Source organism: Cardiobacterium valvarum, assembly GCF_900460955.1.
GTDB lineage: Bacteria > Pseudomonadota > Gammaproteobacteria > Cardiobacteriales > Cardiobacteriaceae > Cardiobacterium > Cardiobacterium valvarum.
This window is the reverse complement of the sequence record NZ_UFUW01000001.1, coordinates 1,947,542-1,971,385: the sequence shown is the minus strand read 5'-3', so window position 1 is coordinate 1,971,385 and position 23,844 is coordinate 1,947,542. Positions and strand designations below refer to the sequence as shown.

The following is a 23,844-nucleotide window of genomic DNA, read 5'->3' as shown; positions in this document are numbered from 1 at the left end:
CACCATGCTCATATGTTTGGGAATGTTCGTTTTCGCGGTGCAATCTGCGCCGCTCGATACCATCCAGCGCGCGACGCAATGGCGCTGGCCAGCCAATAATCGTACCGGCGGCGAGCCCGCCTACCAATACGTCGGTCGGGGAGAGGACCAGCTCACCCTCGCAGGCATCCTCGCCCCGGAATACACCGGCGGCCCGGCCAACATAACCATGCTGCGCGAAATGGCCGAACGCGGCGAACCCTACCTGCTGATGCGCGGCACCGGCGAGGTCATGGGCTACTGGCTCATCGACAGCCTCAACGAGACATCCAGCGTCCTCATGCCCGACGGGCAGGCGCTGAAAATCGAATTTACGTTGACGCTCAAACGCTACGACGGCCGCCACACCCCGTTCGGCCGGTTGTCGCCGCTGCTGCAACTCATCACGAGGCTGTTCTGATGACCCCGGTTTACACGCTCATCCTCGAAGGCAAGCCACTCGAACTCTATGGCCGCCTGCTGTCGCTCACCGTCGCCGACAAAAGCGGCATGGAGGTGGACGAGCTGACGATAGACATCGACGACAGCGACGGCATGGTCGAATTGCCCAGCAAGGGCAAAAAAATCACCGCCATATTCGGTTACAAGGGCATGGAGCAAAACCGGGGTGAGTACATCGTCGACGAAATCAGCCATCAAGGGCCGCCGGACGTCATCACCATCCGCGCCCGCTCGGCGGATTTTCGCCAGACGCTGTTGGAGGAGCGCGAAACCAGCTACCACGCCACCACCCTCGGTGACATCATCGGTACCATCGCCAAACGCCACGGACTGATTCCGGCAGTTGCGCCCGACCTCGCCGGTATTGCCATCCCGCATATTGACCAGACCAATGAGAGCGACGCCCACCTTGTAACCCGGCTGGCGCAGGAGCATGACGCCGTCGGCACGGTCAAGGACGGCCGGCTCATATTCACGGTGCGCGCTTCCGGCAAAAACAGCGGCGGCAACGAGCTGCCCACGGCCATCATCGAGCGCCGCGACGGCGACAGCCACAGCTACAACGACGCCGACCGCGACGACCGTGTAACCGGCGTCATAGCCTACTGGCACGACAAAAAGGGCGCCAAACGCAAAAAAGCCGAAGTCGGCAAAGACGGCTACCGCCGCCACCTCAAACACACTTACAACAGCGAGGCGGAGGCGAAGAAGGCAGCCGAGGCGGAAATGAAGCGCATCAAAACCCGCGCCCGCACACTCTCGCTCAATCTTGCGTTCGGCCGCGCAGAGCTATTCGCCGAACAACCGCTCAAAGTCGAGGGATTCAAGCCACAAATCGACGAAATCCGTTGGTTTATCAAGGAAATCACTCACTCATTAGGGGATAACGGCTACACCGTGCAAATCAGCTGCGCGGAGATGAGTGGCCGCTAGCGGAAGGACACCGTCATTTTTGGCACGAAAAAAAGCTACAATAAGACGGATTGTTGCAGTCCAACTTTTTCTACCATGGGTTTTGAAATTCGCTTACCGGAAAATACCATCACCAGCGCAGCCGAACGCTTGCGCATGAATGTTCCTGCATTGGCAGAACGGATAGGTGTGACAGAAAAAAAGGCGGACAAATTTGCCCAAGGAATCATGACCCGAAAGCAGGCGGAAAAGCTGGCAAACCTGCTGGAAATCCCTTTTGGTTTTCTCTACCTCCCGGATCTTCCGCATGCCTCTCGTGGCGCGGAATTTCCGGACTTCCGTACGGCACATGATGCCGTCCCGTTGAATGTGGATTTCTTCGACACATTGGCGGACATTCACCGCAAGTTGGACTGGTATGCAGATTACTTGCAAGAGATGGGCGAGAAGGAGAGATTGCCTTTTGTGGGAAAATTCAATCTGCAAGACAGCATTCAGCCAGTCGTTAACGATATTCGCGGCACATTGGGGAGAGTGGCTCGCAATGGCAGCAAAGAAGAATATCTGCGTAATCTGGTTCATGCTTTTGAACAACAGGGCATATTGGTGTTCAGAAATGGCATCGTCGGAAACGCTACGCGGCGAAAGCTTGATCCACAAATGTTTCGCGGTTTTGCCATAGCCGACCCTTATACACCGGCAATATTCATCAACACTAATGATGCCCATGCCGCCCAATTGTTTACGCTATTGCACGAAGCCGCGCATATATGGCTGGGGAAAAGCGCAGTATCCGCACCAACCATATTGCGTGACAACCGTACTGAAAGATTTTGCAATCAGGCAGCCGCAGAATTTTTATTGCCCAAAGCGGAATTCCTTGAAAATTGGCAAGAGCGTGAAACTTTAGATGTGAATCTTGCTGCATTGGCCAAAGAATTTCGCGTCAGTGAATATGTCGTCGCCATCAAGGCGCTGGAGCAAGATAAAATCAGTGCCGAGACTTTCCGACAATGGCAGCAGAGAAAAAAGCTCCCTCCCCTGAAGAAAGGAACAACGGGAGGGGGCGATTTTTACAAAACCCTTCCGGTGCGCAACAGCCGACGTTTAACCGATATTGTTGCCCGCGCGGCACTGGAGAGACGTATCCTCCTGCGTGATGGCGCCCGGCTGCTGAACACCCGGCCGGAAAACGTCATGACCTATCTGGCCAAAGGATGACGTATGCGCTATTTGTTGGACAGCAATATTTTCATCCAATCCGCCAATCTTGAATACCGGCACCGTTTTTGCGCCAATTTCTGGAAACTGCTTGTTGAACTGCATCATCAAGGTCTTGTTTACAGCATTCAGGCCGTAGAAAAAGAAATCAACAATAAAAAAGACGACCTGTCGGCATGGATAGCACAATTGCCGCAAGGATTTTTCCTCGATGAACTGCAAGCGCAGCTGGAATATGCAAACATTATCGGGTGGTCAGTAGGAGAAGCACAATATACCGATGCGGCGAAAAATGAGTTTGCACAAGGCAACAAAGCAGATGCTTGGCTGGTTGCTCTCGCAAAAAGAGAGGGTATGGGGATCATCACGCATGAAACTTACGATCCAAATATCAAAAAGCGTATCAAAATTCCCAATGCCTGTAGGGCTGCCGGTGTAACTGTCGTACCTTTTTATCCTTTTCTTGCCAGTATTGCCCAAGGTAACTTCGACATCAATCATAATGGCGTTACAGACCACTTGCAGCAATAGCCATTAGATGCATGGCGCAAAAAAAGCTGAAGCAGGCGGTGATAGCTGCCCCACCTACAACACAGCGAAGCCGAAGCAAAGAAAGTCGCCGAGGCAGAAATGAAGCGCATCAAGACCCGCGCCCTCTCGCTAAACCTTGCGTTTGGCCGCGCCGAGCTGTTCGCTGAACAGCCGCTCAAAGTGGAGGGATTCAAACCGCAGATTGACGCGGTGCGGTGGTTTATCAAGGAGATTACGCACACCCTCGGCGACAACGGCTACACCGTGCAAATCAGTTGCGCGGAGATGGAAGGATGAGCCGCATTGCGTGGCATCCGCCCCGCATCTATACTTGTACGACAAACTGTACAGGAGAAACCATGCAAACCATTTCCTTCAGCGACGCCCGCAACAACCTCAAACACGTCCTTGACCGGGTGGCGAACGACCGCGACATTACCCTCATCACCCGCCGCAACGGCGAAGATGCCGTGGTGATGTCGCTCGATACCTACAACAGCCTGACCGAAACCCTGCACCTGCTGAAAACGCCCGCCAACGCCGCCCACCTGCAACGCTCCATTGCCCAGTACCAAAGCGGCCAAGCCGCCCCGCAGGAACTCGCTGATGACTGAACGCCTGCTCGCCTTCACCGATGAGGCTTGGCAGGATTACCTTTACTGGCAGGCACAGGATAAAAAGACCCTGAAGCGCATCAACCTGCTCATCAAAGATGCCCTGCGCACGCCCTTTGCCGGTATCGGCAAACCCGAAGCACTCAAGGCCAATCTGGCAGGATTCTGGTCGCGCCGCATCGACGACAGCAACCGCCTGGTTTACGCCGTGGACGAACGCGCGCTGACCGTCATTTCCTGCCGCTATCATTACGGCAAATGACGATGGATGATGCAAACCTTTGGAGGATTGGCATGACCCGTATCGCTGACCTGCCCACCTTCGACATGGCCGAACAACTCCGCGACGCGGAAGACATCGCGGCTTATCTGCAATTGGCGCTGGATGATGAAGACCCGGCCGAACTGGCGCATGCGCTGGGCATTATTGCCCGCGCGCGCGGCATGACGGAAATCGCGCAAAAAAGCGGCATGAGCCGCGAAGCACTTTACAAGGCATTGCGCCCGGGCAGCGACCCACGCTTTGCCACCATCAGTAAAGTCATGAAAGCGCTGGATATCAAACTGATGGCAACGCCGCAGGCATAATCAGACGCAGACCTCGCCTGTATCCACATCTACTGCTGAAAGAATGCGGTCACGGCGGAAGCTACGAGTTGCATCAACTAAGAAACAACGCCCTTTGACAATCTCATTACCTGCCCGGTTATGGCTGATTTCACGCACATAGACACGGCGCTCGCTAATGTTGCCCCCGCTGTCGCAATATGAAATATCGTAAGTATTGCCCGGCAGAATCATGCCGTAGGGATTGTCGGAAACGGGCGGAGGTGCATTTTGTCTGCGGCGGTCCCGGCTTCTTTGTCGTGGACGTGGTGGAGACGGCAAATCAGCGTCAAGAAACTCACCCAGCAACACCCGCAATTCTTCTGCTTCTTCTTCGTCCAGTTGCCCATCTGCCAGCGTTGCTGCGAGAACAATAGCGATATGCCGCACCCGACTATCCTGCAAACCATCATGTTCGCGCAAATAGCGGTAAAGATATTCAGCTTCCGCCTGCTCAACGACGTTGTCGCTTAACGTCATCCTCACCAATTGGCAAAAATCGGCATAATCCGAGGCGTTCATCCCTGTGGGTTCGGGTGGCGCAGATGATGGCGGAACGCGCCGTCTACGTGCGTTTTGTTGCCACAATACTAACGTTGTCGGGACCCAAGGAAAAATACCCACTATCAGCAATAATGAAACATCTTCCGCTTGACGCGGCGAAGTCGCAAAACCGGCAAAGATAAATAGCGACCACAATATCAGTATTCCTAGAAATATTTTCTTTAGCATTTTTATGTTGGTATTTTGCTGTTTTTTATTTTCTCATTTCTTTCAAATCTATGAACGGCACGATATGCAATTCTTCTACTAAAAAATGCAGCAATAAAGATAAATAATATTGATATAGCAATAGAGTATAATAAAAAGCTTGTTACAACCGTAGGGTTACCTGTTAAATACAAAAAATCATGCCAAAGGATATTAATATAGTTTTTAACATTAAAAACATTTGTTTTTTGATATATTCTATAAAGATAGAATAAAATTACCAAAGTAATTTCAAATAAAAAAATTACTTTCATCCAAACATTGGTTCTATCTGCAAGAATTTTTTTCTTTATGTTTTCTAGTTCAGTTTTACGTGTAATTTCTTCTATTTTTTGCAACCGAGCACGCTGCTCTTTTTTCCATAATAAATCCTCATTCATAAGGTTAAGATAAAGCTCAAACGCTTCTTTTAAATCATCAGGGATATTTGGTGATATATTAAGAACCTGTTCAATTTTATTTATTCTACTATCTTTAATATCGCCAATCTGATTGTATAGATATAATTCAACATCCTCGTCTTTATTTTCCATTTACTTTCCTTGTTTGATGTTCCCAATAATTGAGCCAGTTATGTTGCCAATTTTATTACCACTATTTTTCTCATCATTATTGAGAATTACCCCGTGATTTTCGCCAACGGCAAAATCGCCCTCAAATTTATACTCTTTTTTAATTTCTACGCCCGGCAACGGCACGTTGCCGACCAGCGCGTTATACGCGGCTGTTTTGCGAGCCAAATCGGCAGCGTGCCAAACGGCAAGCAACTCGCTATCTTCGCGCGATAGACGCATAGTGTTCGCTTCGCCGGTTATGACATACATGGCATCGTAGCCGGCCAAGTGTAGGCGTTCGATATATTTACTATCCGGCGAACGTAACCCCTTTTCATAGTTTTTTTGCGATGCGAGAGAGATACCCATTTTCTCTGCAAAAGCGGTTTGAGATAGTCCTGAAGCCTCGACTATTTTTCTTAATCTTTCATGTAGTTGAAGCATCTTTAGCTAATACCTGTTTACAGGCTACGTAAGTAGCCGTATAGTAAGCTCAAAGCTAAGCAAGGCGCTTAGCTACACAAGGCGGAGAGCAACCCTACAGTTTGGCGACTACGGTTGCTCCCCTATTCCCCCAACATAGTCAGGAGGCTTATGGCTTCGCCGCGCTTACGCTTAGGCTTAGCCGTCTGTAATGATACATGAACATCAAACCGCCCGAAACCCGCAAAGACAAACCGGTTCTCGTCCGGCTATCTCAACAAGACCGCCAGCGCCTGCAACGCGCCGCGCGCAAGTTGAAACTACCAATGGCAACCATCGCCTACCAATGCGTTAAGCAATACCTTGACGCCGAGTTTGGCAAAGGTGGCCAGTCATGACCATCAAACCTGTTTGCAGCACCGTCAGCTTGCTGGAAAGCCATTTGTGTGCAATCCCTGTTGCCGCAATCCGTGATGCGCTCTCCCTCGACGATAGCGGCGTCAGCCGTATAAAAACCGGCGACCGCCGCCTTTCTTTCAAAGAGTTCTGCACCTTGATTGCGCTTCCCAGCCCGGCGCAACCACAAGGGCTGGCACTCGCCCCGGCCAAAGCCATCATCATCACCCCCGAACTGTTCCGCGCTCTGCGTGACCTCGCCCGCGATTCGCTCAATATGATGAGCGAGGACGGTGCCGCATGAGACAGCCGCCCATCCGCTACTACCGCGACCCGCACGCGACACGCCTCGATGCTATTCGAGACGTCTGTGAAATCCTCGTCTGCCTCGCCATCATGGCGATGGCTACCGTGATGTTCGCCAAGGCACTCGCCGAGGACGACCCGTTTTACCGCACAGACAGCGACGCGCACTATCAGCGCATCGCCGACCTCTGCCCCAATTTGAGCGGGCAAGACCAAATCGACTGCTACACATGGCTGCGCAAGGGAGGACGTCATGAGTGAGAAACAGCGCCTGCAAAAAACGGGAAAGTTGCATTTCCCCCTGCATTTTTCCTTGCCTGCCTCTTTTACCGAACTCGGCGCAATGATGGATGAACTGCAAGCAGCAATGCTGTCATGTCCGGGAGACTGGCTCTTATGTTTCCACGGGATAAATCTTGATTATGGAGAAGGATACATGGGGATTCATTTTTCATTGTTTCCGCATAACACGCCTAAAGTGGGGGACAAAATTCCTACCATAGAAATGCATATCAGCGACAAAGGTATGAATGTCATCTATCCAGTAGAATACTATGATCAGGTTATTGTGGATATGATGATGGACACTTTTGTTTCCCATGTAAACAAATTACAGGGAAAGATAAAGGCGGCGCGTCATGCGTAAAAAACACTATTTTTTGAGCCATTTCCCTTGTCCCGCCTGTAGCGCGCCGCTGCGCATCCGTGGTAGCCACCATCTGCATGATGCACTCCGTGAACAATATGGTAATTGCACCAACCCGCATTGTGGCGCGAGCTATCTGTTGCGCACCGAGGTGGCCAAACAGTTATCGCCGCCATCATCACTATTTGCGCAAAACGTTAAAGCGATTCCTGTATGTGAAGACGCCAGCAACCAACTCGCCGATATGGCGCGCGAGTATGTATCCCGCCCGTGGCAGAGAGAGTTTTCACGCGACGACAAAATCAACGCCTGCCGTGAATACTTGCAAGGTGTGATTGAGATAGACGACCACCGCGCCGAATTGCTCGCCGCCCACGCTATTGCCGAACAGGAATCTGCTGACGTCGCCGCCAACTGGTCGCTCGCGCTGGATGAGAGTACATCCGTCTGCGTCATCCTCAAAAACGGCGTGCAACGCTACGCCATCTCGCTCAAAGAGTTGGCCGAATTCGCCGAGGCACGCCGCGCCGCGCTGGAAGATGGGCGCGATACCCTGCAAACCCGCCTGCTGTAACGGGAGACGCCCATGTCTGAAATGTCGCCCGAACTGCGCGGGCGGGTGCTACCGCGCATCCTTGCCGATTACGGATTTAAGCCGAGCGCCGACAAGAAATGGTTGAATCAGGGCAAATGCCCTGCCTGCGGCAAAAAAGAGCTATTCACCTCGGCAGAAAACCCGTGGGTATTGCGCTGTGGCCGCGCCAACAAATGCGGTCAGGAATTCAGCGTCCGCGATCTATACCCGGAAGAATTTCGAGATTTTACGAAACGTTTTGAGGCGACCCCGCAAAACCCGACTGCCACCGCCGACGCCTATATGCGCGAGGCACGCGGCTTGAGCGTGATGCGCATGAAAGGCTACTACTCGCAAGAGAAGTGGTGGAGCAATCAGGCGAGTCGGGGAACGGCCACGGTGCGATTTTATCTGCCACACAGCACCTCCTACATGGAGCGCTTTGTGGACCCGGTGGAAGTGGTCAAATCAGACGGCAGCCGCGAAGTGCGCAAGCAAAATTTCGGCGGCCCGCACGCAGGCCTGTGGTGGTGTCCGCCGGATATCGCCCTGCAAGCGGGCGACGAGGTATGGATCACCGAGGGGATCATTGATGCCATCTCCCTCTGGCAAAACGGCGTCAAGGCCGTCGCCATCCTCTCCTGCGGCAATTATCCGGCGCACGCGCTGACGCAAACGCCCGACGGAAAAAACATCCATTGGGTGTGGGCGCTGGACAACGACAAAGCGGGCAAAAACGCCATCCGCAAACACGTTGCCCGGATGCGCAAAGACGGCTACGAGTGCAGCGCGGCTATCGCCCCGGCAAAAAGCAAATGCGACTGGAACGACCTACACCGCCTCGAAAAGCTCAAGGCGGAAGACCTCACCGAATACCGCTACCACGGCGCGCTGCTGATTGCCCCTACAGTTGAGGAAAAGGCGGGGCGGATTTTCGCGCATACCAAAGCGCATAGTTTTGTCATCGACCACAACAATCAAACCTACTGGTGGGAGATTGACCCCAAAGAATTTGAGCGCATGGTCGCAGAGGGCGAATACATAGGAGCAAAATCCGAAGAGGATGCCAACCGCATGGTTGCCGAGAAAGCCGGAAAGGTACGCATGATTTGCAACACCCGCATCGAATTTCTCTACTTCCAATTCAATGAAACTTTGCAGGAAAGTAAATTCTTTGGCCGCGTGCATTTCCCGGATGGGCGCACGCCGATAAACGTCATTTTCTCGAATGGGCAAATCACCACATCGAGCGAATTCAAAAAACAACTCGCCTCGGCGCAAGGGGCATGGTGGCAAGGCGATGCAAAGCATTTGGACTGGATTGGCAGCCGCTGGCTGCGCAATCTGAAAACCGTGGAGGCAATCGACCACCTCGGCTACAGCCGCGAGCATGGTTGCTATATCTATCCCAAAGTGGCGGTTTGCAATGGCCGCATCCATGAAATTAACGACGAGGATTATTTCGACCTGCCGAAAAAGACGATTAAATCGCTATTTCGCGGGGCAAACATGACGCTGGAAACCACCAGCGAACATTATTACAAAGAATGGGCGCAACTGGTATGGCGCGCATTTGGCACCAACGGCATGATTGCCGCCGTGTATTGGTTTGGATCAATGTTTGCCGAGCAAATTCGCCATGTGCAATCGTCATTTCCTTTTTTGGAAATTATCGGCGAACCGGGCAGCGGTAAAACCTCGCTGATTGAATTTATCTGGAAACTCTTTGGCCGCGAAGACTATGAGGGCATCGACCCAAACAAAAACAGCTTGGTCGGCAACCAGCGCAGCATGATGCAATACGGCAATTTGCCGGTGGTCTTTATTGAGGCCGACCGCGCCGAAGGCTCGCACGCCAAACGTTTCGATTGGGATGAGACCAAAGGCTACTACAACGGACGCGGCACACGGGTGCGCGGCCAGCGCAATGCTGGCGTCGAAACTCACGAGCCGCCCTTTCGCGGCACGCTGGTCATCGCGCAAAACGAGCCGGTCAATGCCAGCGACGCGGTGCTAGAACGTATCGTGCAACTGCGCTTTACCAAAGCCGGACACAACGACGACTCCAAAGCGGCGACCGATGAAATGCAGCGCATGAGTGCCGAGCAGTTGAGCTATTTCACGTTGCTCGCCGCTATCCACGAAAAGCAGGTCGTCGATTACGTCATCGAAAAAACCGGCAAATATCAGGAATGGTTGTTAAAGGTGGACGGGATTGACCATGCACGTCTGGCCAAAAATCATGCGCAATTGATAGCGCTCGCCGAAAAATTTGCCGAACTGGTCGAATTGAGCGAAGACCAAAAAAAGCAGACCTGCACTGCCATTAAAGAAGCCTGCATCGCGCGGCAAAGCACCATTGCCGCCGATCATCCAATGGTTGCGGAATTCTGGGAGGCATTCGATTTCCTCGACGACGACTACGACCAATACGGCAACCGCACGCCTGTATTGAATCACAGCCGCGAACCTACCGAAATCGCCGTAAACCTGAATGAGTTTGTTGAAAAAGCGGCCAATGCCAGACAACAAATACCACCGCTGACCGATTTGAAACGCCACCTGAAAACCTCGAAACATCGCAAATTTATCGAATCGAGCCGGGTGGTTTCATCCGCTATCACTTATCGCGCGACGCGCTGCTGGATATTCAAACGATCCCGCGCGGAAATACGAGCCATGCAGGATAAATAACAGGGGGAATAACTCACACCCCATACCCACGAGAGGGAGGACGAGCGGCAAGTGTCCGTAATAACTGCCGCAGCGTTTGCCGAGTTTATACCTCGCCCGGTGAAAACGCCGACTTGCCGCCGTTAGCGGCTACTGGATATAGCAAGAAACAGAAGAAGGAAACTATGGCCAAACTCATCAAAAACTTTTTTGGTTCCGAACTGGTCGTGACCGACGAAACCAACTACATCACACTCGACGAAATCGGAGATGTGGAATGTTGGGATAAACGCCCTGATTATCTTCTGGGTGAATGGCGCGGCGAAGGCAGAGAGGGGAAAGCTGGTTGGCGACCAATAAGCAGACCAGATTTAGGGTTGAACTTCGAAGAACACGACAAATTCAGCGAGTATGTCCGAACGCACTGGTGTTTCCCTATTACAAGCCTGACCGTTGAGCCTTTCCAAGAACCAGATTTCCGTGTGCCACCGGCGCGGCTTATCGAGTGGTATGGCCGGAAAGTGGAGGTGCCCCAATGGGCAGGGTATCTCGCACTGCAACCACAAACCAGGGTGGAAGGCGAAAAAGTTTATCCGCTGGTAGCGTATGAATTAGAACCGGACTGGTTGGACGAGCGTTGGTGCGAAGGAAGGTTGTCGCTGACCGTGGCGTATGTCATCACGCCATCTGTGAAGCCGGGAAACAGTTTGATGACGCTAAGGATGATTTGAAAGAGAGGCGAGATATGAACACGACGACACTCAACCCCGGCAGCGACGAAGCAATCGAACAATGGACGGACAAAAACACAGGCGAGAAGCCGGGACGGTTTCCCGACCCACCGCCGAACCACGACCCGCAAATCTTTAATGACGATATCCCCTTCTAGGAGCCACCCATGACCGACTGGAAATACCCGCAAGAACCCAATAATGACCCCAGAAACGCCAAATATATCGTTTACGACCCGCACGTTGACGAAACCTATTTATGCCCGACAGAAGAGGATGCGCTGGCAATCGCCCAAAATGCGCTGGAAAGCAACTGGCCGGATGAAGATAAAGGTATCTACATTGCCGCCATCACCGTTACCCCCACCCACAAGGCAGTCATTGCGGACGAATGGGAAGAAGACGGCGACGAAGGCCGCGAATACCGCATTGAAAAAATCGGAAGGAAAGCATCATGACAACAGAAACCATACCTGACACCAAACCCGAATACTTCGTATTCAATGCGGGCAACAACGAATACTACAAATTTGCGAGTGAAGAAGAAGCCTTGCGCATGGCGAGGGAAATCCTGCACGACATGCGCGACATAGCCGGAGAAGACACATGGCCACCGGAGGTAGAAGACATCCGCGTCGGCGTCATCACCCACAGAACCGTCATTACTCGCGAATGGGAAGAAGACGGCAACAAGTATTGCGATTTTGGCATACAGAAAATAGCAGAGAATCAACCGTAGACATTACCTTTACGATTGGATAAAAGAGAGGAAATATGAAACTCAAAAACTTCAAACCGCGCCCCATGCGTGAAGAAGCCGATGCGCTACAACAATTCATGGAGGAGCGCCGCCGCATTAACCACAGCCGGACAATACCCACGGAGGGCGCATGAGTATCAACTATGCCGACCTGCCGCGCGAAACCCATTTGACGCTGGCCGATATTGCCACGTCAAAAGCCCGTGGGCGGGTGCGCAAAGGCATCACCACGCTCTCGCCGCAAACCATCCGCCGACTGGAAGCCAAGGGCGAATTCCCCAAATCCCGCAGCTACAGCGGGGCGAAAGGGCGCTACTACATCCTCGGCGAGGTCATGGACTGGATGGAGCGACAAAACGCCAACACTACATGACGGCCGCTTTCAGCCCGTCCAGATAATCGGCCCATTCTTGCAGCATAGTGCGCCGCTGTTCCAAATATTTCGCGTGGTTGTATGTGCCACGCGTTTTATTTTTGTCGGCGTGGCCAAGCTGCGATTCGACCCACAGCGTGTTGTAATCCTGGTCGTGTAGTAGGGTTGAGGCTGTGTGCCGCCAGCCATGCGGCGTTACCCGGTCGCTGTACCCAACCTGAATCAGCACCTTTTTGGCGGCCGCGTCGGAAAGAGGCTTGCCCTTGTGAAGGTTGCAAAACACATACGGCGTCCGCCCCGTAACCTTGCGCAAACTCTCAATCAGCACCCATGCCTGCCGCGAAAAAGGCACGGTATAGACGTTCTTTTTTTTCTCTTTCGGTGGCGGCCGTGTCCATGTGCGCAACTCGACGTCGATTTCGTCCCATCGCATTAGCCGCAGCTCGCTCGGTCGGATGAAAATCAGCGGCTGTACTTGCGACAGCACCCGTGATTGCGGCATCCCCTCATATTCATCAAGCGCAACCAACAACCGGCCGATTGCCGCCGGGTCGGTCAGATGGCGAAAAGGGGTGGATTTGTGTGGAGCCAGCAACAAATGCAGGTCGGCGGCAGGGTTGTATGTGCATCGGTTGGTAATGATCGCGTAGCTGAACACCCGTGACACGGCGGAAAGTAGTTTTTCAACGGTCAAACTCTGCTCCTGCATGGCACGCAACACCTGCAAAATCTGCATCGGCTCAATTTCCGTGACGGGCAAATGCCCGATACGCGGAAACATATACGTTTCCAGACGAGCGATGGTCGAACTTTTGTGTTTTTCGCTCCAACGCTTCATCACCGCCGCCTGCTCAACCCACTGCATGGCCACATCGGCAAAGGTATTGGCATAAGCGGCAGCTTTGCCCGCGCGAAACAGCTTTGACATCATCGTCGGATCTTTGCCGGCGGCGATCATCAATTTTGCTTCATCACGCCGCAACCTTGCCTGTTTCAGGCTGGTTTTTGGGTACGCACCGAACGATACGGCCTGCTGTTTCTGGCTGCCCGGCATCCGGTAAAACAACCGCCAGTATTTGCGGCCATCGGCCGACACCTGCAAACACAGCCCGCCACCATCGAAATACTTTTTGACCTTCAGACCGCCCGCGTCCGCACTGCGGCATTGTGTTTCCGTCAACGCCATTTTGGTACTACACCCCTTTTTACTCCTACAAATGGTACTACAAAAAGCGTGGTGTACGCTGGTATCTGCTGGTAACTCCTGGACGCAAAAACGCCCACAAAACCGTGCCATTTCTGGCGTTTTGGTGTCTTGTGGGCGTTTCTGGTGTTGAATGATGGAGGCTGGGGTCGGAATCGAACCGGCGTCCACGGATTTGCAATCCGCTGCATAACCACTTTGCTACCCAGCCTGAATTAAAAGAGCCTCAATATTGAGGCTCAGAAGGAATTTGGAGCGGGAAACGAGGCTCGAACTCGCGACCCCAACCTTGGCAAGGTTGTGCTCTACCACTGAGCTATTCCCGCGTTGTGGGCGCGCATTATAGTGGGATTCCTTACCGGGTCAAGCAGTGTTTGCATAATTCTTTTAATGCGCTGTTTTTCAATATTTTTATATCATCAGGCATGTGTGCACATAGAGTGATTTCTTATGGCGCATGGCGATACCAATCATCGCTTGTCGTGTCCATGTCAAAGATCTGGCCGAGCAACGGGGTGAGCGGGTTGACGCCGTGGGCACGGGCAGCGGGGATACTGCGTAATACGGGATCATTCCAGCGGTGCAGCGCCATCGGATAGGCACCCCAATGGATGGGCATGAAGCGCGAGGGGGCAAGTTTGGCGGCAACAGCAGCGGTTTCTTCGGGAAAAAGGTGATTGTCCGGCCAGTATTCGCTGTATTGGCCGTTTTCGATGAAGGCAATGTCAATGCGGCCGATGCGGGCGGCAATGGCATCAAAGTGTTGTCCCCGGGCGGAATCGCCGTGGAAGTAGTAGCGTTCGTTATCGTATTCGATGAGATAACCCACCCACAGGCTACGGTTGTGATCGAATATCCCGCGCCCGCTGTAATGACGTGCGGGCAGGGCGGTGTAGCGGATGCCGTTGCGCTCAATACTTTGCCACCAGTCCATCTCGCTGATACGCGCGGCGGGAATGCCCCAGCGTTGCAACTGTACGCCAACACCAAGCGGGACGAGGTAATGTGCGTGGCTGTGTGCCAGGCGTTTGTGTGTGGCACGTTCGAGGTGGTCGTAATGATTGTGCGAGATGAGGACGACATCCAGCGGTGGTAATTCAGCGACGGTCGCGGCAGGCGGCTGGAAGCGTCGCATGGTAAAGGGCACGGGCGAGACGTTGTCGCCAAAAACAGGGTCCGTGATGAGAGTTTGTCCACCAATGCGCATCAGCAGGGTGGAATGGCCAAACCAGATGAAGCGACTTTTTGCAGCAGGGGCGAGGAACGTGGCCCAGTCAGGGCGCAGGCTTGGCAGCGGCGCGGGCGGGTAGGTGTGGCGGCCGTGAATAATCATTTTCCATAAGGCAGCAAGGCCGTGTTGCACCGGGCGTGGCGGTTCGGCAGCGTGGAAGCGGCGGGTATGCGGGTTGTAATGGTCGCTGGCGGGATAGGAGGTCACAGATGGTTCCGGGCTGAAAAAGTACGTTATTGTACGGAGGTTCGTCAGCGACTATTATTTTTATAATCTGAATTTTCAGTGACTTGTATATTTTTTGGAAAAAGTACCGAAAGTGTCTTGATTGGGGTAATAGGAACATTTATTATTATCTCCGACGGAACAGCTAATGCTAACTGTCACATTGCCTCATGATGATTATTGCCCCGCTTTGTTGCGGGGTTTTTTTTTGCCCTGCCGGTAACCGGGGTTTTGCCGTGCGATAAGGGCGTGCTGTTACAATGCACACTGTTTTTTTCTAGTGAGGTTTAGTGTTATGGCGATGAATCCGATGCTTACGATTGCCCGTCGTGCCGCGGAGGAGGCGGGAAAGATACTGCAACTGGGGCAGCGTCAGCTTGATCAGATCCAGATTGAGGAAAAAGGGCGCGGCGATTTGGTCAGTGTGGTCGATCGCCGCGCTGAGGACGTGATTAAAAACGTGTTGCTGGACAAGTATCCGCAACATGATTTTCTTGGCGAAGAATCGGGCGAAACGCGCGCATCAGCTGAAGAAAGTGAATATTGCTGGGTGATTGATCCGCTCGACGGCACAACGAATTATCTGCATGGCCTGCCACAGTTCGCCGTTTCTATCGGTCTGCTCAAGCGTGGCAAACCGGAACTCGGCGTGGTGTACAACCCGGTCAGCGAGGAATGGTTCACCGCTGCCCGTGGCGAAGGCGCACAACTGAATGGTCGTCGCCTGCGGGTCAGCGGTCTGCGTGACGGTGGTCGCGCCATCGCCGCAACCGGTTTCCCCTTCCGCGATCCCGATTTGTTAACGCGCCAGTATGCGCTGCTGGCATCGGTGTTGCAGGAAATCGCCGATGTGCGCCGCCTCGGTTCGGCGGCGCTGGATTTGTGCTTCGTCGCGGCGAACCGTCTCGACGGCTATTTTGAAATGGGCATCAAGCCGTGGGACATCTGTGCCGGGCTGCTCATCGCTCAGGAAGCGGGTGCCATCGTCAGCGATTTCAGCGGCGGGCAGGACATGCTCGAACGCGGAGAAATCGTCGCCGGTAACATCTACCTGCACAAAATCCTGTTGACACGTCTCGCTGCCGCCGCATGATTGCCCACTGGCTGAGCCGCTTCCTGCAACCGCGCTGCATCGGCTGCGGCAGAGCGGCGGTGGTCGGTCTGTGTGATGATTGCGCGGCACGCCTACCGCATCTCGGCATCCATTGCCCCACCTGTGCAAATGGTGTCGCCGACGCCCGTTTTGCCTGCGGAACCTGCCTGCGCCGCCCGCCCGCTTACAGCCACCTGCTGGTGCGCTGGCAGTTCCGTGATGTGGTGCGCAGTACCATCCTGCGCGGCAAGTTTTATGCCGACCGCTGCGCGTTGTGTGTGCTGGAAGACGAAACCCGCCGCCTGTTGCATGCTCATCCTGTGCAAGTTGATGCCGTACTTGCCATGCCGATTGCCAACCGTCGCCTGCACCAGCGCGGTTTTAACCAGACCCTCTTTCCCGCCCGTGCGGCAGCGCGCCTACTCGGCGTGCCGCTTGTTGCCGAAGGCGTCTTCTATAAAGAAGGACGCGCACCGCAGTCGCTGCTGCCCACCCATGCGGCGCGGCGGCGCAACATTCGCGGCGCCTTCACCGTGCGTGGCACACTGCCTGCCCGCCTCCTGCTTGTGGATGACGTCGTGACCTCCGGTGCAACCCTGCATGAAGCGGCGCGGGTCCTGCGGACGGCAGGCGTGCAGGACGTCGTCGCCCTCGCTATCGCCGCTGCTCATCGCGGTACTTCTTAACTCCCAGATTACACGGAACACCATGCAAGAATTTTTCCCCGCTTTCGCTTTTGTCGCAGCCTACTTTATTGCCGGCAGGATCGGTTATAGCGCTCAGGCCATTTACTGGGCGACTGGTGCCGCCATGATCGGCGTGATCCTGCAACTTGCCTGGATGCGCCTGCGCCGCCGCAAGATCGAGAAAAAACACTGGCTGACGGCGCTGCTCATCCTGGTCTTCGGCAGCATTACGCTGGTCGTCAAGAACCCCATGATCATCAAATGGAAAGTCAGTATTACCTACCTCGTTTTCGCTTGCGGCCTGCTGGGCGCGCAATGGCTCGGCAGCATCAACCCTATCCGGGAAATGCTCGGCGGTGCTTTCGATATGCCGGATGTCCTGTGGCGCCGCCTCAACACCGCCTGGGCGCTGTTTTTCGTTTTAATGGCGATACTTAACCTGATTGTGGCCTACAACTTCTCCGAAAGCTTCTGGGTCGGCTTCAAACTGTGGGGCTCGCTGGGCGGAACATTCCTGTTCATGGCTGCGCAAATCTACCTGCTGCGCGGCTATCTCAAACAAGAAGAACCACCGCGCGAATAAAAACGGCAGCGCAGGCGGCAACTCCGCTACCTGCAAGCGCCGGTAGCAGACAAATCCGCTATCATGCGCGCCTTCAACATGACCAACCTGTAAAGCCCATGACAGAAAACACCCCCAACACCGAGGTGAAACGCCACCTCAAAACCCGCCACATCTCGATGATTGCCATCGGCGGCTGCATCGGCACCGGCCTCTTCATGGCCAGTGGCAGCGCCATCCATGATGCCGGCCCCGGTGGTGCGCTGCTCGCTTACGCCGCCATCGGCCTGATGGTCTATTTCCTCATGACCTCGCTTGGTGAAATGGCGACCTACCTGCCCACTTCCGGCTCATTCGCCACTTACGCCTCGCGTTTCGTTGACCCCTCGCTCGGTTTCGCCCTCGGCTGGAACTACTGGTTCAACTGGGTCATCACCGTGGCGGTGGACATCGCCATCGCTGCCATCGTCGTCACCTACTGGGAGCCGCTGCGTTTCCTGCCTGCCTGGGGCTGGAGCCTTGTCTTCTTCGCCCTCATCACCGCGCTCAACCTCTTCTCGGTGAGGGCTTACGGCGAATCCGAATACTGGTTCGCCCTTATCAAAGTCATCACCGTTATCGTCTTCCTCACTATCGGCACCTTGACCATCTTCGGCATTCTCGGCGGCGAATACGTCGGCTTTGCCAACTTCACCAGCGGCGATGCCCCCTTCCTTGGCGACGGCGTGAGCGGCAAATTCCTCGCCATCCTCGGCGTCTTCCTCATTGCCGGCTTCTCCTTCCAGGGTACGGAACTTATCGGCATCACCGCAGGCGAATCCGAAAATCCGGAAAAAAGCATCCCGCGCGCGGTCAAACAAATCTTCTGGCGTATCCTCATCTTTTACATCCTCGCCATCCTCGTCATCGGCCTGCTCATCCCCTACGCCAGCCCGCAATTGCTCGGCGCGGACGTGGACGAAATCGCCAAATCGCCCTTCACCCTCGTCTTCGAGCGGGCGGGACTGGCCTTTGCTGCCGCACTCATGAATGCCGTCATCCTCAGCTCCATCCTCTCGGCAGGCAACTCTGGCATGTACGCCTCAACGCGGATGCTCTACGCCATGGGCAAAGACGGCCTCGCCTGGCCGCTGTTTGCCCGCACCGGCCGCCGCAGCGGCGTGCCGCACAACGCCGTCTTCGCCACCGCCCTCGTCATCCTCGCCATCTTCCTGCTACAACTGGACGACCGCGTCGGCAAGCACATGTACGAATACATCCTCGCCGCATCTGGGCTGACCGGCTTCATTGCCTGGCTTGGCATCGCCATCAGCCACTACCGCTTCCGCCGCGCCTACATCGCACAAGGCAAACCGCTGGACGCGCTCAGCTACCGCGCCAAATGGTTCCCCTTCGGCCCGCTGCTCGCGCTCGGCCTGTGCATCCTTGTCATCATCGGCCAGGACACCGAACTGGTACTAAATGCGCGTCTTGATTGGCAACGCCTGCTCATCACCTACATGGGCATACCAGTCTTCTTCACTTTCTACCTCTACCACAAGCTGCGCTACAAAACGCACAAAATCCCGCTCACCGAGGTGGATTTACGCCGCGACGCCCATTAACAAACACCGACAAAAAACCCCGCCCAAGCGGGGTTTCTCATAACAGCCCCCTGCGGATGCGACAAACACTGCCATCACACCGCTTGACCGGGCCCAGCATTTACGCTGCTTGACGGTGCCAGTAATAACGCCGCTTGACGCCCATAAAGAAAAAACCCCGCTCACACGGGGTCTTTCATCAGCGCAACCGCTTCCTACTCAGCAACAGCACTACCGCACATAGCGCGAGCAGGGAGAAAACAATCGCGTTGCCAAAGCGCGCATAAGGCGTCAGCCCCGCATATGGCTGCACCTCGCCGCTGAGCACCCCACGCTCGAAACGCGGCAGGCGCGCCTTTACCCGCCCCGTCGCATCCAGCAGCACCGTATAGCCGTCGTTCGTTGCCCGCGCCATCTCGCGCCCCATCTCGCGGCAGCGCATCTGGTTCATCTGCAAATGCTGGTCGGCAGCGATGGAGTCCTTGAACCACGCGTCGTTACTGACGTTAATCAAATAATCCGCTGTCGGCAGGGCATGGCGCACATCACGGCCAAAAGCCGCCTCGAAGCAAACCGACACTCCGGCGCGGTGCTTGCCGGTGAAGAGCGGTGTCTGTACCGCATCGCCGCGCGAAAAATTGCTGTACGGAATGTCCACATATTGCTCGAAGATGCTTAACCAGTCGCGCAGCGGGATATATTCGCCGAACGGCAGCAGATGGTGCTTGTAGTAATGCCCCTGCCCGTCGCCGAGCGCCATGACCGCGTTGAAAAAAATATCTTTCGCCAAATCGCCCGCCGGAATGCCCGTGACTAGCGTTTGTCCGCGCTCCTTGAAATAGCGGTCAAGCTGGTCCAAATCCGTGCGCAACTGCTCCTCCATGAAAGCAAACGCCGTCTCCGGCAGCACCACCACGCTCTCCTCACGGTCAATGGCGGCGGCGATATAGTCCTGCAAATGCCGCTCCATCATCCCTGGGGCGAACTTGGTGGACTGCTCAATATTGCCCTGCACTAGGGCGACAGAAAACGGCGCCCCCGTCGGCGCGACAAAAGAAAAAAGACTGCTGGCGCCTGCCGCCGCATAGAGCGCGATAGCCGCCGCTGCCACCCGCCACGAACGCGTGAGCCAGGCGCGGGCGAGCAGCGAAGCGATGAACATCAGTAGCAGCGACAGCACGAACACGCCACCAAGCGGCGCAATGCCGTCCAGCGGCGTATGCAGCGCGGAATAACCCACCGCGAGCCACGGAAAACCGGTCAACACATAAGCGCGCAGCAACTCCGCCGCCACCCAGGCAGGCGGAATCAGCAGCACCCGCCGCCAGCCGCCCGGCGCACTGCAATGCCGCAGCAGCCAGCCGACCGCGAGACCGTAGAGCGACATGAACAACACCAGCAGCACATTGGCGAGAATGGCAAACGGCAACGGCGCATTACCGTAGTAATAGAGGCTGATATAGACCCAATACAGACCGCTGGCGAAGAAACCGAGGGCGAACAGCCAGCCATAAAGCAGCGGACGCTGCCGCGCCGGCTGCTGCCACAGCCAGCAGAGCACGGTGAGCGGCAAGAGTGCCGCCCAGCCAAGCGGAAACGGCGCGAAAGAAAAGGTGAGAAGCAGGCCGGCGAGCGGCGCAAGCAGCAGATACCACATAGGGAAGTCCCGAAGAAGAAAGGCGCGCATTATAAGAGGGCTTTGCGCGGGCGACAGCGGGCTCCGCCAGGCGGCATGGTTACTGATCCCGTCGAGCGGCGTAGTGACTGGGCCCGTCAAGCGTCGTGGTGACTGGCCCCGTCAAGCGGCATGGTTGCTGACCCCGTCGAGCGGCGTGGTGACTGGGCTCGCCAAGCGGCATGGTGACTGGGCCCGTCAAGCGGCATGGTTACTGACCCCGTCGAGCGGCGTGGTGACTGGCCCCGCCAAGCGGCGTGATTACTGGGTTCGCCAAGCGGCGTAACTACGGCCCACCCGCTGGTTGCCCTTGCCCACGATATACAAGGCAGGGGCGTCCCTGCGCCCTAAAATAGGGTCACATCCATCACCGGAAGCCCGACATGAACCCGCAATTCTGGCACGGCATCGCTTTTTCCGCCGACACCATCATCCCTATCCTCGCCATCATCGTCATGGGTTGGGTGATGAAGCGACGCGGCGAGTTGAGCACGGAACTGGTCGCCGGCATGAACCACATCGTCTATCGCTATGCTCTGCCAATGCTGCTGTTTGTCAGCGTCGTCAACAGCGACACTTCGCCGCTCGCCGCCTGGCGCCTCATCGGCGCGGGCTGGCTCGCCATTTTCGCCCTCTATGCCGTCGGCGCCCGCCTGGGGCGGCATCTGCCTGCCGCCGATCGCGGCGTTTTCATCCAGGGCGTTTTTCGCGGCAATATCGGCATCATCGGCCTCTCGCTTACCGCCGGCGTGTACGGCAGCAGCGATACGTTTGCCGCTTCCGCCGTCCTCGTCGGCGCGCTTGCCCTGCAAATGAATATCCTCGCCGTCATCTGCCTGACGCAGGACGAAAACCCCTCGCCGTGGCCGCTGGTGAAAAAGGTGCTGCACAATCCGCTGATCATCGCGCTGCTTCTCGCCATTCTGGTGAAGGCGCTGCACATTCCTGTGCCGAAAATCATCACCAACTTTGCCGGTTACTACAAAAACCTCACCCTGCCGCTGGCCCTGCTCGCCACCGGTGCCAGCTTCGATCTGCGCGGCATTTTTGGCGCGGGGCAAATGGCGCTCTGGGCCAGTGCGGGTCGCTTGCTGCTCTCGCCGCTGGTTTTCCTTGCCTTCGGCCTCGTGTTTGGTCTGCGCGGCGAAGCCCTCGGCATTCTCTATCTCATCGGTGCCACGCCGGCGGCTTCCGCCAGTTACATCATGGCGAAAGCGATGGGCGGCAACGCTACCGCCGCCGCCAATATCATCGCCATCACTACCGCGCTCTCGCTCATGCTGATCGCCCCGGTCATCGCGCTGTTTCCGCTGCTCGGCTGGGCGTGATGAAGCATTGGCGAGATGCGGGGGAGCCCTGTAACCCGCAAAGGGAAAAGACGGTAAGGATTACGAAAAGACCGAGCCGTCGCCGAGCGGAAGATTGCGGGAGGCAAACCCCGTGGTGCGCGCAAAAGAAAAGCAGCCTGATGGCTGCTTTTCTTCATTCGTGCTTGCCCCAGATGCGCGGCAGCAGGTTGTCGCCTTTTAAGCGGTGAACGACCGCCATGCCGATGTGCCCAATGATGAGGACGAGGAAGACCCAGCCCAGCTCGCCATGCCAGTTGTTGCCGAGGTCAATCAGCGTCTGGTTTTGCTGCCCGCGCCCGATTTGCCGCGCAATCGCCAGCGCCGGCACGATAAGCATCAGCGCATAGAGCGCCCAATGTCCCGCTTTGGCGATCCACGCATTGGCGGGGCGCTCTTTTTGCCGCAGCATCCAGATGAAGCGCAGCACGGCCAGCGCCATCAGCACAAAGCCGACCGCCTTATGCGGGCCCATAAGGAATTTCAGTTCGCCGTTCAGGTTCCAGGCGATGGCGGTGGCGAACATAAAGAAGAAACAGGCGGCCATGAGCCAGTGCAGCAGGCGGGTCACGCTGCCGTAGTATTGGGAATTGTCGGTTTTCATAATGTGTCCTTGGATGCCGGATGATGATGGGAATAAAGCGGGGGCGGGTAAAAAACTTGCCCCCGCGCGGGATTGTAACATTGCCGTTAGCCGCGCCAAGCGGCGGCGGATGCGCCCATATGTCCGGATGATTTTCCGGGAGGCGTGTCAACCGGCGCGGATGCCCCAGGCGGCGTACTGCTCGCGGTCGGCGTCGCTGATAGCGCGCAGGACGCGGCAGGGGTTGCCGACGGCGATGACACCGGCGGGAATGTCTTTGGCGACGACACTGCCTGCGCCAATCACGCTGCCCGCCCCGATAGTGACCCCGGGCAGGACGATGACGCCGCTGCACAGCCAGACATCGTCGCCGATGGTGATGGGCTGCGCCTGTTCCCAGGCCGCGCGGCGCAGGTCGGGATGCAGCGGGTGGTTGACCGTGTAGAGGCCGACGTGCGGGGCGAAGAGGACGTTATCGCCGATGTGCACTGAGGCGCAGTCGAGGATGGTGCAGCCGACGTTGCTGTAGAAGTGTTTGCCGATGTGGATGTGCCGTCCGTAATCGCAGTAAAACGGTGCACTGATGTGGATGCCTTCCGGCAGTTCGCCGAGCAGTTCAGTGAGCAGCGCCGCGCGTGCCGCCGTGTCATGCGGCGGGGTTTGCGTGTTATAGCGCCACAGGATGTCGCGGCAGCGCTGACGCATGGCGGCAAGCGCCGCGTCGTAAGGCTGGTGCGGCGCGCCCGCGAGCATCTTTTCGTGTTCGCTCATCAGTATTCGCCAAGCGGTTTGGCGGGGTCGTATTCGCCTTCAACTTCTTTGACGACAGCCTGGCCGCAGAAGCGGCCATGGGCGTCGCCGGTCAGTTGCGGGTTGCCGTAGAGTTCCCAGCCGTTTTGCAGGGCTTCGGTAACGCGGCGGCAGAAGGCGGCGTCATCAGCGCCGGTGAGGAAGCGGTAGATTTTCATGGATGTCTCCTTTGTGGATAGGGAAGCGGATGATGCCGCGTTGGCGGCAGCGGTGCAACGGGCAGGGCAGGGCGCTTATGTTGCGTCGCCGAGATGCTGGGCGCAGCACCAGGCGGA

Annotated in this window: 33 protein-coding genes and 2 tRNA genes; 24 read left to right on the top strand and 11 right to left on the bottom strand. The window is 55.8% G+C overall.

Annotated elements, in window-relative coordinates:
* Window positions 1-4: 4 nt before the first annotated feature.
* The 8 genes from DY250_RS09665 (at window position 5) to DY250_RS09630 (ending at window position 4,346) form a co-directional block, all read left to right on the top strand.
* Window positions 5-439: a phage tail protein gene (locus DY250_RS09665; protein ID WP_115612113.1), complete on the top strand. Its 435-nt coding sequence runs from the start codon at window positions 5-7 to the stop codon at window positions 437-439.
* Complete coding sequence (locus DY250_RS09660) at window positions 439-1,413, top strand: contractile injection system protein, VgrG/Pvc8 family (RefSeq protein ID WP_115612112.1); 975 nt, start codon at window positions 439-441, stop codon at window positions 1,411-1,413. Before DY250_RS09665 ends, DY250_RS09660 begins: the two co-directional genes overlap by 1 nt.
* Before the next feature lie 75 nt (window positions 1,414-1,488).
* Window positions 1,489-2,613, top strand: a complete 1,125-nt coding sequence (locus tag DY250_RS09655) for an ImmA/IrrE family metallo-endopeptidase (protein ID WP_115612111.1) — start codon at window positions 1,489-1,491, stop codon at window positions 2,611-2,613.
* Between the two features lie 3 nt (window positions 2,614-2,616).
* The gene (locus DY250_RS09650) at window positions 2,617-3,144 is read left to right on the top strand and encodes a DUF4411 family protein (protein WP_115612110.1); all 528 of its coding nucleotides are present in this window, start codon (window positions 2,617-2,619) and stop codon (window positions 3,142-3,144) included.
* Window positions 3,145-3,243: 99 nt separating this feature from the next.
* Entirely contained in the window at window positions 3,244-3,441 is a 198-nt protein-coding gene (locus DY250_RS09645; RefSeq protein WP_245951097.1) for a hypothetical protein, read from the top strand.
* Window positions 3,442-3,503: 62 nt separating this feature from the next.
* Window positions 3,504-3,758 (top strand): type II toxin-antitoxin system Phd/YefM family antitoxin, encoded by a 255-nt coding sequence (locus DY250_RS09640; protein ID WP_115612109.1) that lies wholly within the window; start codon window positions 3,504-3,506, stop codon window positions 3,756-3,758.
* The gene (locus DY250_RS09635) at window positions 3,751-4,020 is read left to right on the top strand and encodes a Txe/YoeB family addiction module toxin (protein WP_115612108.1); all 270 of its coding nucleotides are present in this window, start codon (window positions 3,751-3,753) and stop codon (window positions 4,018-4,020) included. Before DY250_RS09640 ends, DY250_RS09635 begins: the two co-directional genes overlap by 8 nt.
* 32 nt (window positions 4,021-4,052) lie before the next feature.
* Window positions 4,053-4,346 carry an addiction module antidote protein gene (locus tag DY250_RS09630; RefSeq protein ID WP_115612819.1) on the top strand — a complete coding sequence of 98 codons (294 nt, stop codon included), beginning with the start codon at window positions 4,053-4,055 and terminating at the stop codon, window positions 4,344-4,346.
* Here the strand turns inward: DY250_RS09630 and DY250_RS13765 are convergent, their stop codons facing one another.
* From DY250_RS13765 to DY250_RS09615, 3 genes are read right to left on the bottom strand one after another with little or no spacing between them, the layout of a single operon-like run.
* Window positions 4,347-5,096 carry a hypothetical protein gene (locus DY250_RS13765; RefSeq protein WP_147293504.1) on the bottom strand — a complete coding sequence of 250 codons (750 nt, stop codon included), beginning with the start codon at window positions 5,094-5,096 and terminating at the stop codon, window positions 4,347-4,349.
* A gap of 2 nt (window positions 5,097-5,098) precedes the next feature.
* Window positions 5,099-5,668, bottom strand: a complete 570-nt coding sequence (locus DY250_RS09620) for a hypothetical protein (RefSeq protein WP_115612107.1) — start codon at window positions 5,666-5,668, stop codon at window positions 5,099-5,101.
* Window positions 5,669-6,133 carry a helix-turn-helix domain-containing protein gene (locus tag DY250_RS09615; RefSeq protein WP_115612106.1) on the bottom strand — a complete coding sequence of 155 codons (465 nt, stop codon included), beginning with the start codon at window positions 6,131-6,133 and terminating at the stop codon, window positions 5,669-5,671.
* A gap of 197 nt (window positions 6,134-6,330) precedes the next feature.
* On the opposite strand from DY250_RS09615, the gene DY250_RS09610 reads away from it, so the two are divergent.
* The 11 genes from DY250_RS09610 to DY250_RS09565 all read left to right on the top strand — a co-directional run bounded on the left by DY250_RS09610 (window position 6,331) and on the right by DY250_RS09565 (window position 12,571).
* Window positions 6,331-6,510: a hypothetical protein gene (locus DY250_RS09610; protein ID WP_004142400.1), complete on the top strand. Its 180-nt coding sequence runs from the start codon at window positions 6,331-6,333 to the stop codon at window positions 6,508-6,510.
* Entirely contained in the window at window positions 6,507-6,812 is a 306-nt protein-coding gene (locus DY250_RS09605) for a hypothetical protein (RefSeq protein ID WP_115612105.1), read from the top strand. The genes DY250_RS09610 and DY250_RS09605 overlap by 4 nt, the downstream gene beginning before the upstream one ends.
* Window positions 6,809-7,075 (top strand): acetyl-CoA carboxylase, encoded by a 267-nt coding sequence (locus DY250_RS09600; protein WP_115612104.1) that lies wholly within the window; start codon window positions 6,809-6,811, stop codon window positions 7,073-7,075. Before DY250_RS09605 ends, DY250_RS09600 begins: the two co-directional genes overlap by 4 nt.
* Window positions 7,068-7,460 (top strand): hypothetical protein, encoded by a 393-nt coding sequence (locus DY250_RS09595; protein ID WP_115612103.1) that lies wholly within the window; start codon window positions 7,068-7,070, stop codon window positions 7,458-7,460. Before DY250_RS09600 ends, DY250_RS09595 begins: the two co-directional genes overlap by 8 nt.
* Complete coding sequence (locus tag DY250_RS09590; RefSeq protein ID WP_115612102.1) at window positions 7,453-8,034, top strand: ogr/Delta-like zinc finger family protein; 582 nt, start codon at window positions 7,453-7,455, stop codon at window positions 8,032-8,034. The genes DY250_RS09595 and DY250_RS09590 overlap by 8 nt, the downstream gene beginning before the upstream one ends.
* A gap of 12 nt (window positions 8,035-8,046) precedes the next feature.
* The gene (locus DY250_RS09585) at window positions 8,047-10,728 is read left to right on the top strand and encodes a toprim domain-containing protein (RefSeq protein WP_115612101.1); all 2,682 of its coding nucleotides are present in this window, start codon (window positions 8,047-8,049) and stop codon (window positions 10,726-10,728) included.
* Between the two features lie 164 nt (window positions 10,729-10,892).
* A complete protein-coding gene (locus DY250_RS09580; protein ID WP_115612100.1) occupies window positions 10,893-11,438 on the top strand; it encodes a hypothetical protein in 546 nt (181 codons plus the stop codon).
* A gap of 14 nt (window positions 11,439-11,452) precedes the next feature.
* Window positions 11,453-11,596 carry a hypothetical protein gene (locus DY250_RS14055; protein ID WP_172542319.1) on the top strand — a complete coding sequence of 48 codons (144 nt, stop codon included), beginning with the start codon at window positions 11,453-11,455 and terminating at the stop codon, window positions 11,594-11,596.
* Window positions 11,597-11,605: 9 nt separating this feature from the next.
* Complete coding sequence (locus DY250_RS09575; protein WP_115612099.1) at window positions 11,606-11,896, top strand: hypothetical protein; 291 nt, start codon at window positions 11,606-11,608, stop codon at window positions 11,894-11,896.
* Window positions 11,893-12,177, top strand: coding sequence for a hypothetical protein (locus tag DY250_RS09570; RefSeq protein WP_115612098.1), 285 nt, complete (start codon window positions 11,893-11,895; stop codon window positions 12,175-12,177). The genes DY250_RS09575 and DY250_RS09570 overlap by 4 nt, the downstream gene beginning before the upstream one ends.
* Before the next feature lie 151 nt (window positions 12,178-12,328).
* Entirely contained in the window at window positions 12,329-12,571 is a 243-nt protein-coding gene (locus DY250_RS09565) for a helix-turn-helix transcriptional regulator (protein ID WP_245951096.1), read from the top strand.
* Here DY250_RS09565 and DY250_RS09560 read toward each other — a convergent pair.
* The 4 genes from DY250_RS09560 to DY250_RS09545 form a co-directional block, all read right to left on the bottom strand.
* On the bottom strand, window positions 12,564-13,751 hold the full coding sequence (locus DY250_RS09560; protein WP_172542316.1) for a tyrosine-type recombinase/integrase: 1,188 nt from the start codon (window positions 13,749-13,751) through the stop codon (window positions 12,564-12,566). The two genes, DY250_RS09565 and DY250_RS09560, sit on opposite strands and share 8 nt — an antisense overlap.
* Before the next feature lie 161 nt (window positions 13,752-13,912).
* A tRNA-Cys gene (locus DY250_RS09555) sits at window positions 13,913-13,986 on the bottom strand.
* Between the two features lie 40 nt (window positions 13,987-14,026).
* Window positions 14,027-14,101: transfer RNA gene (locus DY250_RS09550), tRNA-Gly, on the bottom strand.
* Window positions 14,102-14,223: 122 nt separating this feature from the next.
* Window positions 14,224-15,108: an MBL fold metallo-hydrolase gene (locus DY250_RS09545; protein WP_218565634.1), complete on the bottom strand. Its 885-nt coding sequence runs from the start codon at window positions 15,106-15,108 to the stop codon at window positions 14,224-14,226.
* A gap of 418 nt (window positions 15,109-15,526) precedes the next feature.
* On the opposite strand from DY250_RS09545, the gene DY250_RS09540 reads away from it, so the two are divergent.
* The 4 genes from DY250_RS09540 to DY250_RS09525 all read left to right on the top strand — a co-directional run bounded on the left by DY250_RS09540 (window position 15,527) and on the right by DY250_RS09525 (window position 19,176).
* Window positions 15,527-16,324, top strand: coding sequence for an inositol monophosphatase family protein (locus DY250_RS09540; protein WP_006985413.1), 798 nt, complete (start codon window positions 15,527-15,529; stop codon window positions 16,322-16,324).
* Entirely contained in the window at window positions 16,321-17,010 is a 690-nt protein-coding gene (locus tag DY250_RS09535; protein ID WP_115612095.1) for a phosphoribosyltransferase family protein, read from the top strand. Before DY250_RS09540 ends, DY250_RS09535 begins: the two co-directional genes overlap by 4 nt.
* A gap of 22 nt (window positions 17,011-17,032) precedes the next feature.
* A complete protein-coding gene (locus DY250_RS09530) occupies window positions 17,033-17,593 on the top strand; it encodes an inner membrane-spanning protein YciB (protein ID WP_115612094.1) in 561 nt (186 codons plus the stop codon).
* 98 nt (window positions 17,594-17,691) lie between these two features.
* Window positions 17,692-19,176 carry an amino acid permease gene (locus DY250_RS09525; protein ID WP_006985410.1) on the top strand — a complete coding sequence of 495 codons (1,485 nt, stop codon included), beginning with the start codon at window positions 17,692-17,694 and terminating at the stop codon, window positions 19,174-19,176.
* Window positions 19,177-19,354: 178 nt separating this feature from the next.
* Here DY250_RS09525 and lnt read toward each other — a convergent pair whose 3' ends face one another.
* Window positions 19,355-20,812 carry an apolipoprotein N-acyltransferase gene (gene lnt, locus DY250_RS09520; protein WP_115612817.1) on the bottom strand — a complete coding sequence of 486 codons (1,458 nt, stop codon included), beginning with the start codon at window positions 20,810-20,812 and terminating at the stop codon, window positions 19,355-19,357.
* Window positions 20,813-21,213: 401 nt separating this feature from the next.
* Between lnt and DY250_RS09515 the strand changes: the two genes are divergently transcribed.
* Window positions 21,214-22,158, top strand: a complete 945-nt coding sequence (locus DY250_RS09515) for an AEC family transporter (RefSeq protein ID WP_115612093.1) — start codon at window positions 21,214-21,216, stop codon at window positions 22,156-22,158.
* A gap of 154 nt (window positions 22,159-22,312) precedes the next feature.
* Here DY250_RS09515 and DY250_RS09510 read toward each other — a convergent pair whose 3' ends face one another.
* The 3 genes from DY250_RS09510 to DY250_RS09500 form a co-directional block, all read right to left on the bottom strand.
* Complete coding sequence (locus DY250_RS09510; RefSeq protein ID WP_115612092.1) at window positions 22,313-22,780, bottom strand: cytochrome b; 468 nt, start codon at window positions 22,778-22,780, stop codon at window positions 22,313-22,315.
* Between the two features lie 147 nt (window positions 22,781-22,927).
* The gene (locus tag DY250_RS09505; protein WP_115612091.1) at window positions 22,928-23,533 is read right to left on the bottom strand and encodes a maltose acetyltransferase domain-containing protein; all 606 of its coding nucleotides are present in this window, start codon (window positions 23,531-23,533) and stop codon (window positions 22,928-22,930) included.
* On the bottom strand, window positions 23,530-23,727 hold the full coding sequence (locus DY250_RS09500; RefSeq protein WP_006985404.1) for a DUF1737 domain-containing protein: 198 nt from the start codon (window positions 23,725-23,727) through the stop codon (window positions 23,530-23,532). Before DY250_RS09500 ends, DY250_RS09505 begins: the two co-directional genes overlap by 4 nt.
* Between the last annotated feature and the right edge of the window lie 117 nt (window positions 23,728-23,844).